This is a genomic window from Pseudoalteromonas sp. APC 3691 (assembly GCF_030408135.1).
Taxonomy (GTDB): Bacteria; Pseudomonadota; Gammaproteobacteria; order Enterobacterales; family Alteromonadaceae; genus Pseudoalteromonas.
Genome location: NZ_JASDCB010000053.1, coordinates 1 through 15541 on the forward strand (window position 1 = coordinate 1; position 15541 = coordinate 15541).

Genomic DNA, 15541 nt, shown 5'->3' on the forward strand with positions numbered 1-15541 from the left:
GAGGATCTGTAATTGAATTAAAATGTTTCAGAAAAGTAGTGCTCATATTTATGCGACCAAGTAATTATTATGCCTTGATCTGATCACTACTTGCTCTATAAGTTCAATTTATAATGATCTTGCCGTGTAAAGAACTTTATACAAATAGCTTTAATTTAAAAAATTCATCTCTTGTTAATTTAACCATTAAATTTAATTTTTTGACTACTTTTTAGTTAATAAATAAAAGAGGTTTAAGTGTATTAATATCGTCACACTAAATACATTTAGCGTTTATAAAAACGTCATATCTAATCGTTAAAGTGCGGACCACTATTAATAATTAAAAAAGTGCAGTATGACTCTTTCATCACGTCGAAATTTTTTAAAAACCTCAGCAGCAAGTATATTTACCGTCGCAGTATCGAGCGCTATTACAGGTTGTGCTCAAACATTAATAAACAAACCTCTATCGGCTATTGAATTTAAACACGGAGTAGCGAGTGGCGATCCGCTTAGCCATGCTTTAATTATTTGGACACGCGCAACCACTGCTCAATCAAATTTTGAAGTTACTGTTGCCTGGGAACTGGCAAGTGATTCTCAATTTAAAAACATCATTCGCAGCGGGCGCGAACAAACAGATAAAAGCCGCGACTTTACAATAAAAATAGACGTACAAGAACTAGCTCCAAACACAGAGTACTTTTATCGTTTTATGGGGTTGAATACACAAAGCCCTATTGGCCGGGCTAAAACACTACCAATAAATAATGTTGAACAAATAAAAATGGCTGTGGTGTCGTGCTCAAACTACCCTGCTGGGTACTTTAATGTCTACACAGATGCCGCTAAGCAAAAAGATTTAGGTGTAGTGCTACATTTGGGAGATTATATTTACGAATACCCAATGGGCGGATACGCTACCGAAAATGCTGAAAAAATTGGCCGCCAATTAGCAGCCGATAACAGCGGTGAAATTATTACCCTTAGCGACTATCGCAAGCGTTATGCTATTTACAGAACAGACCAAGGCCTTCAAGCACTTCACGCTGCAGCGCCATTTATCGCAATATGGGATGATCACGAAGTTACCAACGATACCTTTAAAAGTGGTGCTGAAAATCATACCCCTGATGAAGGTGACTTTTTTAAGCGCCGCGCAGCAGCTATTCAAGCGTATTACGAATGGCTGCCAATTAGACCACCCATGGGCGAGCAAAGCCCGCAAATATACCGTACCTTCGATTTTGGTAATTTAATAAGCTTACACATGCTAGATACTCGCGTAATAGCACGCGATAAACAACTCGCTTACAGCGACTATAAAAACCTAGAGACCAATCAAATGGATGTTGCTCGCTTTGCCAGTGATTTAAATAATCCAAAAAGGCAGTTACTAGGTAACACACAACTTAACTGGCTTACGAGTGCAATAACTAAATCAAATGCAAAGTGGCAAATATTAGGCCAGCAAGTATTGATGACTAAAATGTGGCTACCTACTGAAATATTCTCGCAATCCGATCGCACCAAAATACCCCAGGTATTAAAAGAGCTTGTTGCCATTAAAAAAGCCGTGTTAGCAAATAAAGCGGTAACACCCGCGCAACTTGCACGCGTAAATACTTTAATGCCTTACAATTTAGATGCGTGGGATGGTTACCCCAGCGAGCGCGAAGCATTATACAAAAGCGTTACCGCATTAAATAAAAAGTTAGTCGTGGTTGCAGGTGATACGCACAATGCGTGGCATGGCACATTAAAAAATGCAAAAGGCGAAAGCGTAGGAGTAGAGTTTGCAACACCAGGTGTTACATCCCCGGGTATGGAGCATTATTTAGCGCTTAATACAGCACAAGCAAAGCAAATGGCAGACTCGCTTTCATTGCTAATAAACGACTTAAACTATTGTGACTTATCACACCGTGGATATATGTTACTGACGATTACTAAAGAGCAAATTACAACCGATTGGCGTTATATAGATAACATAAACTCCCCAAGCTATAACATAGTTAACCAGCATCAAAGTGTTTATAAAGGCTAACATTTTGTATAAAAAGAGAAGGTAAACACATTATTTACCTTCTCGTTTATTTTATTAAACGCGCTTAATTACAACTATAAAGAAACGTCCACGAAGCATCACTTCCTGGAAGACTGTTTGTATACCAATTTGCGCTGTATGCATTACCCTGATATTGCATTTTATCGTCGGTGTTATTGTGAGTAAACGGACCACCTGAGTAATCTTTGTTCACCCAATTAGGGTATGTATTAATACCATTACAATCGGTTGAACTCACAACACTGCATCCATTTGTATCAACACTTGTACCAGTGGGTGTATCTGGGCACTGATCAATATCATCATTCACACCATCGTTATCCACATCGCTTTGTGGTTCAACTACTTCAACAACACAACCTACATTATTAACAGTTTCACCTGCAGGTGTATTAGGGCATTGATCAACACTATCGCTAATACCATCACCATCGCTGTCAATTACTGCACAACCAATACTATCAACCGTTGTACCTGCTGGAGTGTTATCGCACTGATCGTTACTATCACTTATACCATCGCCATCAGAGTCTAAAGCAACCGTACTACCACCCCAACCTTGAATGATCTCTTTAACTTTAGTGCCTGACGCAGTTAGTGAATTCCAACTACCGCCTGGAGTAAATAACGATGCACCTTCGTTTTTATCGTTTAAAGCCCAGTTAGCGTGGCTAATATTGTTTGTTTTAAAAAATGCCATCCATGCATCGGTTTCATTAATATTAACACCACCATTACCATCAGCATTAACTGTCCCCCACTCTGTGGCGAATAGTGCAATACCGTTATCGAGTGCAGTTTGTGCTTTATTTCGATACGATTGGCTATGCGTGCCAGCATAAAAATGCAGAGTGTAAGCAATATTGGCGCGATCTATCGGATTTTGTGATGCCACATCCACATCTTGTGACCACGTAGGCGTACCAACCACAATTAAGTTATCAGGGTCGATTGCTCTTATTTTATCAATAACTGTTTCTGCGTAAGGCTTAATATCGTTAACCCACGAGATTTGTAACGGCTCATTATAAATTTCATAAATAACATTGTCGTACTGCCCATATTTGGTCGCTACGTCTTCAAAAAAGCGAATTGCAGTTGCTTGATCGGTATGTGCTTCATGGCTATGAAAATCAATAATAACGTACATATCTTCGCTAATAGCTGCGTTTACAACAGTATCAAGACGGCTCATATTGCCCTCCCAATCAAAGTTCAAACTACCACCGGTACTCGTACCATGGCCAATAGCTGCACGAATTAATGTTGCATTAAATTCAGTTTTTGCCTGTGCTACTGTTTCTGCGGTGTAAAATTTTTCAGCGCCCCACCCCGTATTACTCCAAAATAGGCTAGATCCTGCAAAGCTTGTGTTTTCTCCACCCGCAAGAATTTGGTTCCCACTCACCGTTAACTTCTCAACAGCGGCATTGGCCATTGTTGAGCATCCTAATAATAAAGCTAACGATAAGCTCGCCACTTTAAAATCCTTTCTTTTGTGATTATTTGAACTGTTATTCATCGTATTTCCTTAAATTGAAATTATCAGTCGTCATTGCTTGACGTAATAAATTGACACCAAACCAATACTTAATAGCTAAACAAAGTTAATTTGGCGAGCAGAAAGCATCATTTATTTATTAACATTAAATGAATAAAAAGGTACAAGGAGAAGGAGTTTAATTAACTAAATATCAACAAATGAGCAATTTAACGAGGTTTGAGGATTTTACTGGGTATATACAGGCATTTACACGATGTTTACATGATGCAGGCAAAAAATCTCGGTTACAAAAAATATATATAAAAATGAAAAGGCGGTAATAATAATTATTACCGCCATTAATAATAGCTAAATATCAGGAATAAATATTAGGGAGGCAATTAATAAGCCAACCAAACCTAGCTCTAATTAATTGGCTTATTTTTTGTGGGAAGTACTTTTCTGCCCAAACGGTATGCATCAATCATGCTCAGCACCCAAATTATAATCATTAAAGGTACATACTTATATTCAGCGAGTTTAGCGCAGGCGTCGGAAGGTTGTTGCGCGGCTTTTAAAATGGCCGTAACCGACATGGGGATTTTACCGTGTACAATTTCATTTGCAGTACACTGTGCAATCGCAAATATATCTTGAAAGGTTAAAATTAAAAAAACAGTAGATACACCCGCAAAAATAGCGCCTATTAGGTGTTTTTTTAAAGAGAAATGCCCCGCTCCAGGATAAACAATGGCGGTAAGTAAAGCAGCTTTTAGATCTTGTTTCATGGTTATTTCAGCTCGTAATATGTATTACACTAGACACCAATATAGTGAATTAATTCTCTTTAAAATCAAGTAAAAGCTAAAGTAGCGTATCAAATAAAGTTATTTAGAATTACTCACAGCTAAGATTGAAACTTTCAGCGTACAGTTGTACACTGAAATTAATTCCAATAGTGGTAGGAACAGTTATGTCGTTAGAAGCGCCTTATTCCCGTAAAGAAGAGAAATTAAACGTAATCAGCCATGCACTCGGTATTATATTTGCCGTATTTGTAATGTGGGATTTATTTAGCCAAGCCACCAGCACTAAAGCATATATTAGTACTGCAATTTATGGCAGCAGCCTATTTGTGCTGTTTTTGTCATCCACTTTGTACCACGCCAGTATTCAACCGCGCTTAAGAGCCTTTTATAAAAAGTGCGATCACTGCGCCATATACTTATTAATTGCCGGCACCTACACTCCCTTTTTATTAATCTCATTAACCGGTGCTTGGTCATGGGCAACACTTACATTTATTTGGGCGGTGGCACTGGCGGGCGTTGCGTACAAAGTATTTGTAAAAAACGGTAATAAAAAAATATCACTCGCCACCTACTTGCTCATGGGTTGGTTCGCACTGGCTATTGTATATCCGCTTTATTCAAGTGTTGATGTAAAAGCACTTTACTGGCTACTTGCCGGCGGTATTTTTTATAGTTTAGGTACATTATTTTACAGCGCTAAAAGCACCCAATTTAGCCACGCTATCTGGCACTTATTTGTTATTGCTGGGTGTGTTTGCCATTATATTTCAATTAGTAATTATGTTTATTAGGCAGGTAAAGCCAATTAGAATGGTCTGGTTTGAGCGATAAGCGGTCGATCAGGTGAGTCGTTTTTAACTTAGTAAGAATAAGAGGACACTTTCCTCTTTTTACATATTTATATAAGTTACATAAAGCAGAATATATATAGCTAGCAATAACTTATGCTTTTTGCTATTAATACAAACTCATAAAATAAGGACGTTTTCGCGCTAAAAAAGGGAAAGTGTCCTCTGATAAAGTTGTTAGGTGTCAGCGTTGAGATTATTTCTTTCGATTTTACTTAGTTGGCTAGTGGCGACCGTAATTCATTCGGCTGCATTTAAGTGGGACGGAATAGAGTTTTCTATTTCAGATGTTCTTGAATTAATGCCCTTATTTCTCTTAACTGGTACTTTTATAGCTATATACTTTGTAGTGGTAGGTGGAACTGCTTTAATTGTAATGTGCAAGTTTAGGTTTTATCGAAGGCGTAATTTTGTTGTCGCTGGAGTTTTATGTAGTCTTCCAATGCTATTTTCAGGCGAAATAGAATGGCAGATTGCGGCGATTTTGTCAGGCGTACTTTCTGGTACTTTAATAGCTTTCGTGGGGGGGCGCGCAAATGCCAACTAACAAGAATTTTGAAGCGGACACTGCCAAGAGCGGGCAGCGCCGCTTAAAACGGTGTTACGAACGTCCGGAAATGGCACTTACCTGCCCACAATAGTCACATCACTCCCATCGGCACTCGCGCATATTCACTTTGTCGTTTTTAAACAATACGCCTTCTGATAATAGCTTTTCGCGCTGTTCTTGGTATTTTTCGCTACCTTCAGGGAATGATATTTTACCTTGGCTATTCACTACCCTGTGCCAAGGTATAACCGAGTCGTTTGGCATCATTTTTAATAAGCGCCCCACCAATCGTGAGTTTTGCGGATAGCCCGCAAGAGCTGCAACTTGCCCGTAGCTTGCCACTTTACCTATTGGTATGCCTGCGATAACAGTATAAATAAGTGTTTCTTTATCAATATCAGCGTTCATTTAAATACGCCTCACTAAGTACTTTAAATTGCTCCCAAATAGTACGCGCTACAGGGCCGTGGTGCATTGCATGTTGCCTAAAGGCTCTAATTTGCGCGCTAAACTTATGCTCTCGGTCAGTTATGTGTATTTCTTGAAGTAAGCCAGCTTTTATTTCAGAGTCGCAGTGCTCTAGGCTCATCATTGCCCAACCCGCGCCTGAGAGTAAAAACGATTTTAAAGTTGATACATCATCAATTTTCATCATGGCGGAGCCTTTTGAGTACGATAGCCTGTCGCTGTCGATACTCAAGTCACTTTCAAACATGGCTAAACACGGATACGTTTGCAGTTCGCTATAGGTAAGTTTTTGAGGAAGTACGCCCTTAGCGCTCACAATGCCAATAGCAAGCTTGCCAATTGGTACACTTTCTAAATCGCCTGTTGCATGAAATAAGTCAAACCACGGGCCAATGCCTAATTCGGCTTGCCCACTGTTTACTTGCTCTAATGAAATAAAGCGTTTTCCGCTTGTTAAGCTAAATTCGGTACTAGTAAACAACCTAAAAGTATTACTTATGATCTCATTGTAACTTTGCATATGGCACAGTTGTTCGTAACAAATTCTAAATTGAGGCTCATTGCCTAATGCTAATTCTTCAGCAAGTTGTGCCAGCTCGTCGTTGGCATGCAGGAGCTGCTTCGCTTCGCGGTGAAAAATACGCCCTTTTTCAGTGAGCTGTAATCGGTATTTACTTCTGTCTAGTAACTCAAATCCTATTTTAGCTTCTAAATTTTTAATGGCGAGAGTAAGCGCGGGCTGCGTTTTATGTAGCTTTAGTGCTGCTCCGCTTAAGCTTGCGCTTTGCACTATGGCATCTAAAATTATTAATTGATTCAGCTTCATATACCGCTCTGCAACATTATAAGTAAAACTTATTGAGTTTCTAAAATTTAATGATTTTTATTTTATATGTTTGCAGCGTATGCTGCACTTAATTATTTTGCCATCATTGCAACGGAGAAGACATGAAACTCTTTCGTCTATGTTTATTAACAACGACCTTACTTAGCTTAATAGCCTGTTCTGAGCCAGAACAACAAGTTAAAGAAGAGCCTATTCGCCCTGTTAAATTATTCAACATAGGTCATGATACGCAAATTAACATTCGTAGTTTTCCTGCTGAAGTTGTTGCAAACCAAGGCTCTTACCTAGCCTTCAGGGTAAACGGCGAACTTGTTAAGTTTCCTGTGCTTGCTGGTGAACACGTTGAAAAAGGTGATTTATTAGCAAAACTAGACCCAGAAGATTTTCAGTTACAGTTTGACGAACGTAAAGCACGCTTTGAATTGGCAAAATCACAACTTGGCCGAATTGAGCAATTGTTTGAGAAAAAAATCACCAGCCAATCAGAATTAGATGAAGCCACTGCTAATATGCAAATTGCTGAGTCTGCATTTAAAATTGCACAAACAAACCTTGAGTACAGCGAGCTACGCGCGCCATTTTCAGGCACTGTCGCTAAGGTGTTTGTTAAAAACTTTGAAAATATTCAAGCAAAGCAAAATATATTACGCTTAGAAACACGCGATTTAATGGACGTAGAAATTCAGGTTCCTGAAAAAATAGTCGCTCGTTTTAAAAAAGGCACCGATTACCACCCTACTGTAAAGTTTGATGGCTTTGACGACAAAGAATACATACTTGATATTAAAGAGTGGGATACCCAAGCAGATCCTGCAACACTTACTTATAAGGTTGTATTTTCGCTACCAGTACCTGAGGACTTTAATTTACTCGCAGGTATGACGGGTAGCGTGCTTATTGATTTAAGTAAAGTAACGCGCTCGCAAGTTGCCTACACAATACTACCTATCGAGTCGGTGTTTTCTGAGCCGCAAGAATCAATTGAAGATAACGCCTACGTATGGCTTTTTGATTCAAAAACTAGCCAAGTGCACAAACAAGCTGTGAAGGTTGGCCAGTTGCACCGCGATGGTATTGAAGTGTTAAGTGGTATTGAAGAAGGCCAAATTGTAGTTTCAGCCGGTGTACATTCACTAAAAGAAGGCATGAAAGTAAGAGCATGGAATAAAGAGCGAGGCTTATAATTATGAGCTTTGCACAACTCTCCATAGAGAAAAAAGTAATCAGTTGGATGTTTACGCTGCTGCTATTAATTGGCGGTAGTGTATCGTATTTTGATTTAGGGCAACTAGAAGACCCTGAGTTTACGCTTAAAAAAGCCATGGTTATCACCATGTACCCTGGCGCTTCGCCGCAGCAAGTTGAAGAAGAAGTTACTTTTCCGATTGAAAACGCGATTCAGCAACTCCCTTATGTTGATTACGTTACGTCTATTTCATCTAACGGTAAATCACAAATTTCAGTAGAAATGAAAAGCAATTATCGTAAAGAGCAGCTTCGCCAAATTTGGGATGAAATGCGTCGTAAAATTAACGACCTTTCTCCGTCGTTACCCAGTGGTGTTTATCCTAGTACTATTTTGGATGACTTTGCCGATGTTTACGGTGTTATGTATTCGGTAACCGGTGATGGCTACTCGTATGATGAGCTTAAAGATTACGTCGATTTTTTAAAACGCGAGCTAGTCTTGGTTAAAGGCGTAAGTAAAGTAACGGTTGCAGGTGAGCAACAACCGCAAGTAATGGTGGAAGTCTCAACGCGTAAATTAGCTCAATTAGGCATTGCACCCAGTCATATATTTCAGTTACTGCAATCGCAAAATACGGTTTCTAATGCGGGTAAAATTCGCGTGGGCGATGAGTCAATTCGCTTGCACCCTACTGGCGAATTTAAAGATGTAAAAGAGCTCGAAACGCTATTAATTTCAAAACCTGGTGCAAGTGAGCTTATTTATTTAGGCGACGTAGCAAAGGTTTACAGAGAGTACGCAGAAGTACCTAACAATGTTATTCGTTATAATTCTCAGCAAGCTTTGCTTATTGGCGTGTCGTTTATGTCGGGAGTTAACGTAGTTGATGTGGGTAAACACATTGACGATCACTTAGCTTCACTTGAGTATCAACGCCCTCATGGTATTGACATAAATTCGGTATACAACCAACCACAAGAGGTTCAAAAATCGGTTGATGGTTTTATTATCAGCTTACTTGAAGCTATTGCGATTGTTCTTGTAGTACTGCTGTTATTTATGGGTTTAAAAAGCGGTATTTTAATTGGTGGTATTTTACTGCTTACTGTACTGGGTACGTTTATATTTATGAAGTTGTTTGCCATCGACTTGCAACGCATATCGCTTGGAGCACTTATTATTGCCCTAGGGATGCTGGTTGATAACGCAATAGTTGTAACCGAAGGGATACTAATAAACCTTAAACGTGGGCAAACAAAGCTCAAAGCGGCGGTTAATATTGTTGAGCAAACAAAATGGCCCTTACTAGGTGCAACAGTCATTGCAGTCACTGCCTTTGCGCCAATTGGTTTAAGCTCTGATGCCAGTGGTGAATTTGCCGGCAGTTTGTTTTGGGTGTTGTTTATTTCGCTTTTATTAAGTTGGATAACAGCCATTACGCTAACGCCATTTTTTGCCAATTTAATGTTCAAAGAAAACGAGTTTAAAAACGAAGAAGGCCAAGAAGATGAAGACCCATACAAAGGTTTTATTTTTAACGGTTACAAAGCGATTTTAGATTTAGCGCTGCACTTTAGAAAAACCACGCTTATATTAATGGTTGTTTTACTGTGTACTGCGGTTGTTGGTTTTGGCTCTGTAAAACAGTCGTTTTTTCCTGCCTCTAATACACCTATGTTTTATGTAGATTATTGGCAAGAGCAAGGCTCTGATATTCGCTCAACCCTTGAGGGCGTTAAAAAACTTGAAGAGTTTTTGCAAAAAGAAGACCTTGTTGAAGAAGTAACAAGTACTACAGGCCAAGGTGCACCGCGCTTTATGCTTACCTACGCGCCTGAAAAATCATATCCCGCGTATGGGCAATTAATTATTCGTGTTGCCGACAGAGAAGCCGTAGCAACTGTAATGCAAACAGTGCGTGATTACTCAAGCAATCATGCACTCTCTGCACAGCTTAAAATTAAACCGATGGAAATTGGCCCTTCTACTGATGCAAAAATAGAAGCGCGTTTTTCGGGCCCTGATCCTGTTGTTTTAAGACAACTAGCCGCTAAAGCCGAAGAGCTGATTGGTGAAGACGAAGGTGCATATAATATTCGTGATGACTGGCGCGCACGTACCAAAATGATTCGCCCGCAGTTTAACGAGCAAAAAGCACGTCGATTAGGTATTAGTAAATCAGACTTAGATAATGTGTTGCTAACGAGCTTATCGGGTAAACAAGTGGGCGTATATCGCGATGGCACGCAGTTGCTGCCTATTATTGCTCGCTCTCCTGCTAACGAGCGCTTAAACGTAGAAAGCGTACACGACCTTCAAATATACAGCCCAGTTCTTGGTGTATTTATACCAGTGACTCAAGTTGTAGACGAATTTGATGTGCAGTGGGAAGACAGCCTAATAATGCGCCGCGATCGCAAACGAACTATTACAGTAATGGCCGATCACAATGTATTAGGGGACGAAACACCCGCTAAATTATTTGCACGTATTCGCGGCTCAATAGAGAACATGGAACTACCACGTGGTTACCAACTTGAATGGGGCGGCGAATATGAGTCATCAAGCGATGCTCAAAAAGCAATATTTGGCTCATTACCACTGGGTTATTTAGCTATGTTTGCAGTTACCGTATTACTTTTTAACTCGCTTAAACAACCACTAATTATATGGGCAACAGTGCCACTTGCTATAATTGGTGTAAGTGCAGGCTTATTAGCGATGAATGCGCCGTTTAGCTTTATGGGGCTACTTGGTTTGTTAAGCTTAAGCGGTATGCTAATTAAAAACGGTATTGTATTAGTTGATCAAATAAACCTTGAATTAAGGGAAGGTAAATCGCCCTATGAAGCCGTGTTTGACTCTGGTGTGAGCCGTGTACGACCAGTTGCAATGGCAGCTATAACTACTATTTTGGGTATGATCCCGCTGTTATTTGACGTGTTCTTCCAGTCAATGGCGGTAACAATTATGTTTGGTTTGGGCTTTGCTACAATTTTGACTCTAATTGTAGTGCCGGTACTGTACACCGTGATATTTAGAATTGATTACGAGCCTCGTAAGTAGTTAAACATATAATTGGTTAACATTAAAAAATGCCACAGGTTCAAAATCCTGTGGCATTTTTATTTAATACCGATAAAAAAAGAAAGGCTACATATTTAGTTGTTAAGAAACTAGGGCCTGTTGACCTTTCAGGATTAAAATTTGTTCAACCTAGGGGCTATTTAATCGCGGCGTGAGGTTTGTAACCTAGGGCTAAGTAAAAACCGAGCAACAAAGAGTAAATAGCCCCTAGGCAGAACCCTTCGGGCAGCGCATGTTTGGCATTTATTCCACGTTATCGCCTATTCATGGGGAATAACCACACTACATAGGCTCTGCCTTGCCTAAATACCAAACACACTGCTGCAAATTTAACCTCGAAAGATAAACAGGCCCTAACCGCAACACTTTTTATATTTTTTGCCACTACCACATACACAAGGTGCGTTACGCTCTGGTACTTTATCAAATACTTGTGGTGTGGATTTACTAAGCGCAAAGTCTAGTTCGCGAATATCTTCTGGTACGTCTGCTTTAACTTCAATTGAAGCAAACAGCGAATGCTCTTCTAGTATGGCTTCTATTTCTGATTGTCGTTCAGCTGAGTTTACAATTAGCGTTAACGGGTGTAACTCTGTGCCTACCTTTGCGGTACGATTTGGCGCAAATCCATTACTGTTATTTTTACCCATTATGTCGGGCTTACCCATAAAGAAAAATTTTGACATGTTACTTCTATAACCTTTCTACATTATTAAGACGGCGCATCTTAACAGCTTACCCAACATATAACTAAGGTGTACTTGCTAATGCACAATATAAATCAAGCTTTCGTGTATATACGCCTAATATAGCGACATAATGAGGCCATTTAATGGATTTAGGCTAAATTTGAATTCGAAATATAGTAAAATTATACTAGCTAGACTCAGTGGCGTTTTAATATCTAACTCAATATTATGGAAAAGCCTTGGAAAACTTTAAAATTGCAGTACTAATAGCGGGCAGCCTTTTTATACTTTTTGGTTATTTACGCTTTATAACTGATGATAATGGTAATGTAAACTTAAACAACTACCGATTTACAGGAGGCTTATTGCTGGTAGTTTCCGGCATGGTTGATGGTACACGCGATATAGCTAAACGCCTGCGCTCTAAAAACGCATTATCGGCGATTGCAATTTATTTAGGTATACTCTTATTTTACATCGGTTTTAGCACTTAAGAGCTAATTGAGGCTTCATACAAAGCAACACTTTATAAGCGGATAACCTGTGACCTTTAAACAACTATTCAATAGCGCTCTGCTATTTTTAGCAACTGCTCCCCCACTTGCTTTACTTGCATGGGATGAACAAGCCGATCCCGCTTTTATCTCCAATGGTATGTATGACACTTTAACGTTTACGTTATTTCCTATAATGACGATAGTGCTGTCGATAGTTTTATTTAGGCACTTATATAAAAAGTATAATAGTAACTTTGAATTTAAACATACGGTCAAAGATTATATTGATGTGCATGGGAAGTTCCGCAGCGCATTTATACCACTGTTTTTGCCTATTTTAATTTACTTATGGTTGTGGACGTCGGTATGTATTTCAGCAAAGTTACTTGCCAATAAATACAGCGACAATATATGGCAGCAAGAATATCAATTACTTGAAGTAGGCACTTGCCCAACTGATTATGAATACAGTTGCTCAAAACTGACTGTGCTTGACTTAAAAAGCTACAGGAAACACAGTTTTAGATGGTATTTAGATAAGAGTAAGTTGGTGAGCTTGCAAAATAACAATATAAATTTAGTGGGCGTTAAAAGCCCACTGGGTAATATAGTACAAGAAATACAGTGGTAGTGATAAATACCAATCCGCAATAATACTTGATCAATTTGAGGGCTTAAACCTGACGCTAACTGTGTTAAAAATTTCTGATATAGAACAACTAAATAACGAAATTTTTGCCTTGTTATCGACACGGTTTTCTTACCTCAAAATAGCTCAATTAATTAAGCAGATTGGTATAATACCATCATTTAGCTGCACACTATTTTTTTAGGCTGAGAATACGGCCTGAGCTTGGTTTTGAGTCTGATTTAGCATTAGACGATTTGTTTTCTTTAATGCTTTTTGGCTTACCCACATACGTGGTAGAACGCTTTTGATAAGGAGTATTAGTTCGCTCATTTTTGCGCTCTCCGTTAGCATTGCTACGCTCAGAGTTACGATTTGTGTTTCGCTCATTACTACGCTCACTATTTCGATCACCATTATTAAAGCGTCGTGGGTTTTCGCCCTGAAAATCACGTTTTTTAGGTGCTAAAGGTGCATTATTTTCTGATTGCTTATTAGCATCAAGCGAGTGCTCTTGGGTTTTACCTGAGTCAGAAATCGAATCGTTTATTTGCGCCATTTCAATATCTGATAGATGACGCCACTGCCCTACTTTTAAACCTTTAAGTGTTACGTTCATTATGCGCGTACGCTTTAAGGTTACAACTTCGTAGCCTAAGTATTCACACATGCGGCGTATTTGACGGTTTAAGCCTTGGGTAAGTACTATTTTAAATTCTTTGGGGCCGCTTTGCGTTACTTTACATTCTTTAGTGACGGTATCTAAAATAGGCACACCATTAGCCATTTTTGTAACAAACTGACGATTAAGCGGTTTATCTACCGTAACAACGTATTCTTTTTCGTGATTATTGCCAGCACGCAAAATTTTATTAACGATGTCGCCTTCGTTAGTTAAAAATATAAGCCCTTCAGACGGTCTATCTAAGCGCCCTATTGGGAATATGCGCGTTGGATAGTTAACTGCTCGTATAATATTACTTTGAATTTTACTTTCGGTAGTACACGTTATGCCAACGGGTTTATTGTAGGCAATGTAAACGCGCTTTGGCGTGGCTTTAAGAGGCTTACCATCAATTAATACAACATCGGTAGCGGCTACTTTTACGCCCATTTCTGGTGAGTAGCCATTAACGCTGACACGACCTTGCTCAATATATTTATCGGCTTCGCGGCGTGAACAAAATCCTGTTTCACTAATAAATTTATTTAAACGTTTTAATTCGGTCATGGCACTTATAGCGTAGTAATTTTTAAGGCGAGTAGTGTAAACCACCCGCACTATTTTTTCGCCCCTAATTTACTATTTATAGGTGTTTAAGCATTAATTTTTGCTTTCGTTAATTTACGCCATACACATTCAAGCGGGCCTTGATTAAAATAGCGGCTGTATAAAAAGGTAAATATGAGCTGCAGCGCAACTAATGCCGATGCAACTAACCAATAGTCAATACGATCAAAACTGAGCACCCAATGCGTAAATAGCACTTTATATAACAATAATTGCATGAGAGTTTGGCTAATATATAAAGTAAATGCTAAGCGCCCTGCTTGTTGAATTAGTGTGCCAACGTGTGCGCTGTTATTGCAAAATTTAACAATTAAATGAACATACAGCGTAGCCATACCTAGGGCCGCAAACATATTTACAAACTCTTGCACCCCATACCCTAAGCTGCCATCAAGCTGTGATGCATAAAGCCTGATTCCACAAAAAACAAGGGTCATTACACTGCACACTATTAATTGCTGAAACGTTAAGCCTTTACTAAAAACGTCTTGTTTATATAAATAAATGCCAATGAGCATAAGACCCACGCACATCCACATTGTCATTATTGGCACCATAACAAGCATCAATGTGTTCATAGCGAGGTTACTAATAAAGTAATCAATATAGTGTGGGTTATATAAATCTATAAACTGTGCTGAATCGCGGTAAATCACTTCATCGGGTACGCTAGATACTATAAGAAAAGTAGCTACCCCCGATAATAAAATAAACTCAAGTCCTCTTTTTAAAAGTACGCTGTTATCACTCTCTAAATATTTAATAACAAACCAGCCAGATACACCGTAAACAAATAAAATATCACCTGCCCAAAGTAAAAAACCATGTGCTAACCCAAAGAGGATTAACCAATAAAGTCTGCTTTTTAACTGCAATTCAGACTTATAACGTTGCCACTGAATGTAAAGCCCGGCACCAAAAAGCAAACTAAACAGCGTTCTAAAACGCCCGTCTACAAAAACGCTGCTAAAGGTATGAATAATTGAGTCGCTAACAGGAGGATTAGTTAAGGAGGTATATCCGTAGTCAAAAAGGCCGAAGGCGTAAGCATTCATGTAAACTAGGCCAAGCACGGCAACGCCGCGAATAAAGTCCATATTAT

The 15541-nt window shown here is 39.1% G+C and carries 14 protein-coding genes; 7 read left to right on the forward strand and 7 right to left on the reverse strand.

Features of this window, described 5'->3' with window-relative positions; genetic code table 11:
• The first annotated feature begins 337 nt into the window (after window positions 1-337).
• Complete coding sequence (locus tag QL998_RS15185; protein WP_290192993.1) at window positions 338-2029, forward strand: alkaline phosphatase D family protein; 1692 nt, start codon at window positions 338-340, stop codon at window positions 2027-2029.
• Window positions 2030-2093: 64 nt separating this feature from the next.
• On the opposite strand, the gene QL998_RS15190 is transcribed toward QL998_RS15185, so the two are convergent.
• Entirely contained in the window at window positions 2094-3572 is a 1479-nt protein-coding gene (locus QL998_RS15190; RefSeq protein ID WP_290192994.1) for a cellulase family glycosylhydrolase, read from the reverse strand.
• 386 nt (window positions 3573-3958) lie between these two features.
• Entirely contained in the window at window positions 3959-4321 is a 363-nt protein-coding gene (locus tag QL998_RS15195; RefSeq protein WP_290192995.1) for a hypothetical protein, read from the reverse strand.
• Window positions 4322-4506: 185 nt separating this feature from the next.
• Between QL998_RS15195 and QL998_RS15200 the strand changes: the two genes are divergently transcribed.
• Window positions 4507-5136 (forward strand): hemolysin III family protein, encoded by a 630-nt coding sequence (locus QL998_RS15200; RefSeq protein WP_076924733.1) that lies wholly within the window; start codon window positions 4507-4509, stop codon window positions 5134-5136.
• A gap of 247 nt (window positions 5137-5383) precedes the next feature.
• Window positions 5384-5740 carry a hypothetical protein gene (locus tag QL998_RS15205; protein ID WP_290192996.1) on the forward strand — a complete coding sequence of 119 codons (357 nt, stop codon included), beginning with the start codon at window positions 5384-5386 and terminating at the stop codon, window positions 5738-5740.
• Window positions 5741-5839: 99 nt separating this feature from the next.
• On the opposite strand, the gene QL998_RS15210 is transcribed toward QL998_RS15205, so the two are convergent.
• Together QL998_RS15210 and QL998_RS15215 are read right to left on the reverse strand one after the other, a co-directional pair.
• Window positions 5840-6151: an MGMT family protein gene (locus tag QL998_RS15210; RefSeq protein WP_096794573.1), complete on the reverse strand. Its 312-nt coding sequence runs from the start codon at window positions 6149-6151 to the stop codon at window positions 5840-5842.
• The gene (locus tag QL998_RS15215; RefSeq protein WP_076924743.1) at window positions 6141-7037 is read right to left on the reverse strand and encodes a LysR family transcriptional regulator; all 897 of its coding nucleotides are present in this window, start codon (window positions 7035-7037) and stop codon (window positions 6141-6143) included. The genes QL998_RS15210 and QL998_RS15215 overlap by 11 nt, the downstream gene beginning before the upstream one ends.
• 122 nt (window positions 7038-7159) lie before the next feature.
• Here QL998_RS15215 and QL998_RS15220 point away from each other — a divergent pair, with 122 nt between their 5' ends.
• Entirely contained in the window at window positions 7160-8242 is a 1083-nt protein-coding gene (locus QL998_RS15220) for an efflux RND transporter periplasmic adaptor subunit (protein WP_165742609.1), read from the forward strand.
• Between the two features lie 2 nt (window positions 8243-8244).
• Entirely contained in the window at window positions 8245-11313 is a 3069-nt protein-coding gene (locus tag QL998_RS15225; protein WP_290192997.1) for an efflux RND transporter permease subunit, read from the forward strand.
• 374 nt (window positions 11314-11687) lie between these two features.
• Here QL998_RS15225 and QL998_RS15230 read toward each other — a convergent pair whose 3' ends face one another.
• Complete coding sequence (locus QL998_RS15230; protein WP_010552992.1) at window positions 11688-12020, reverse strand: PBPRA1643 family SWIM/SEC-C metal-binding motif protein; 333 nt, start codon at window positions 12018-12020, stop codon at window positions 11688-11690.
• Window positions 12021-12262: 242 nt separating this feature from the next.
• Here QL998_RS15230 and QL998_RS15235 point away from each other — a divergent pair, with 242 nt between their 5' ends.
• Window positions 12263-12517, forward strand: coding sequence for a MetJ regulator of methionine regulon (locus QL998_RS15235; RefSeq protein WP_290192998.1), 255 nt, complete (start codon window positions 12263-12265; stop codon window positions 12515-12517).
• Between the two features lie 49 nt (window positions 12518-12566).
• Window positions 12567-13151, forward strand: a complete 585-nt coding sequence (locus tag QL998_RS15240; RefSeq protein WP_290192999.1) for a hypothetical protein — start codon at window positions 12567-12569, stop codon at window positions 13149-13151.
• Between the two features lie 190 nt (window positions 13152-13341).
• On the opposite strand, the gene rluF is transcribed toward QL998_RS15240, so the two are convergent.
• Entirely contained in the window at window positions 13342-14379 is a 1038-nt protein-coding gene (rluF, locus tag QL998_RS15245) for a 23S rRNA pseudouridine(2604) synthase RluF (protein WP_076924787.1), read from the reverse strand.
• 86 nt (window positions 14380-14465) lie between these two features.
• Window positions 14466-15536 (reverse strand): DUF418 domain-containing protein, encoded by a 1071-nt coding sequence (locus QL998_RS15250; RefSeq protein WP_290193006.1) that lies wholly within the window; start codon window positions 15534-15536, stop codon window positions 14466-14468.
• Window positions 15537-15541 lie beyond the last annotated feature (5 nt).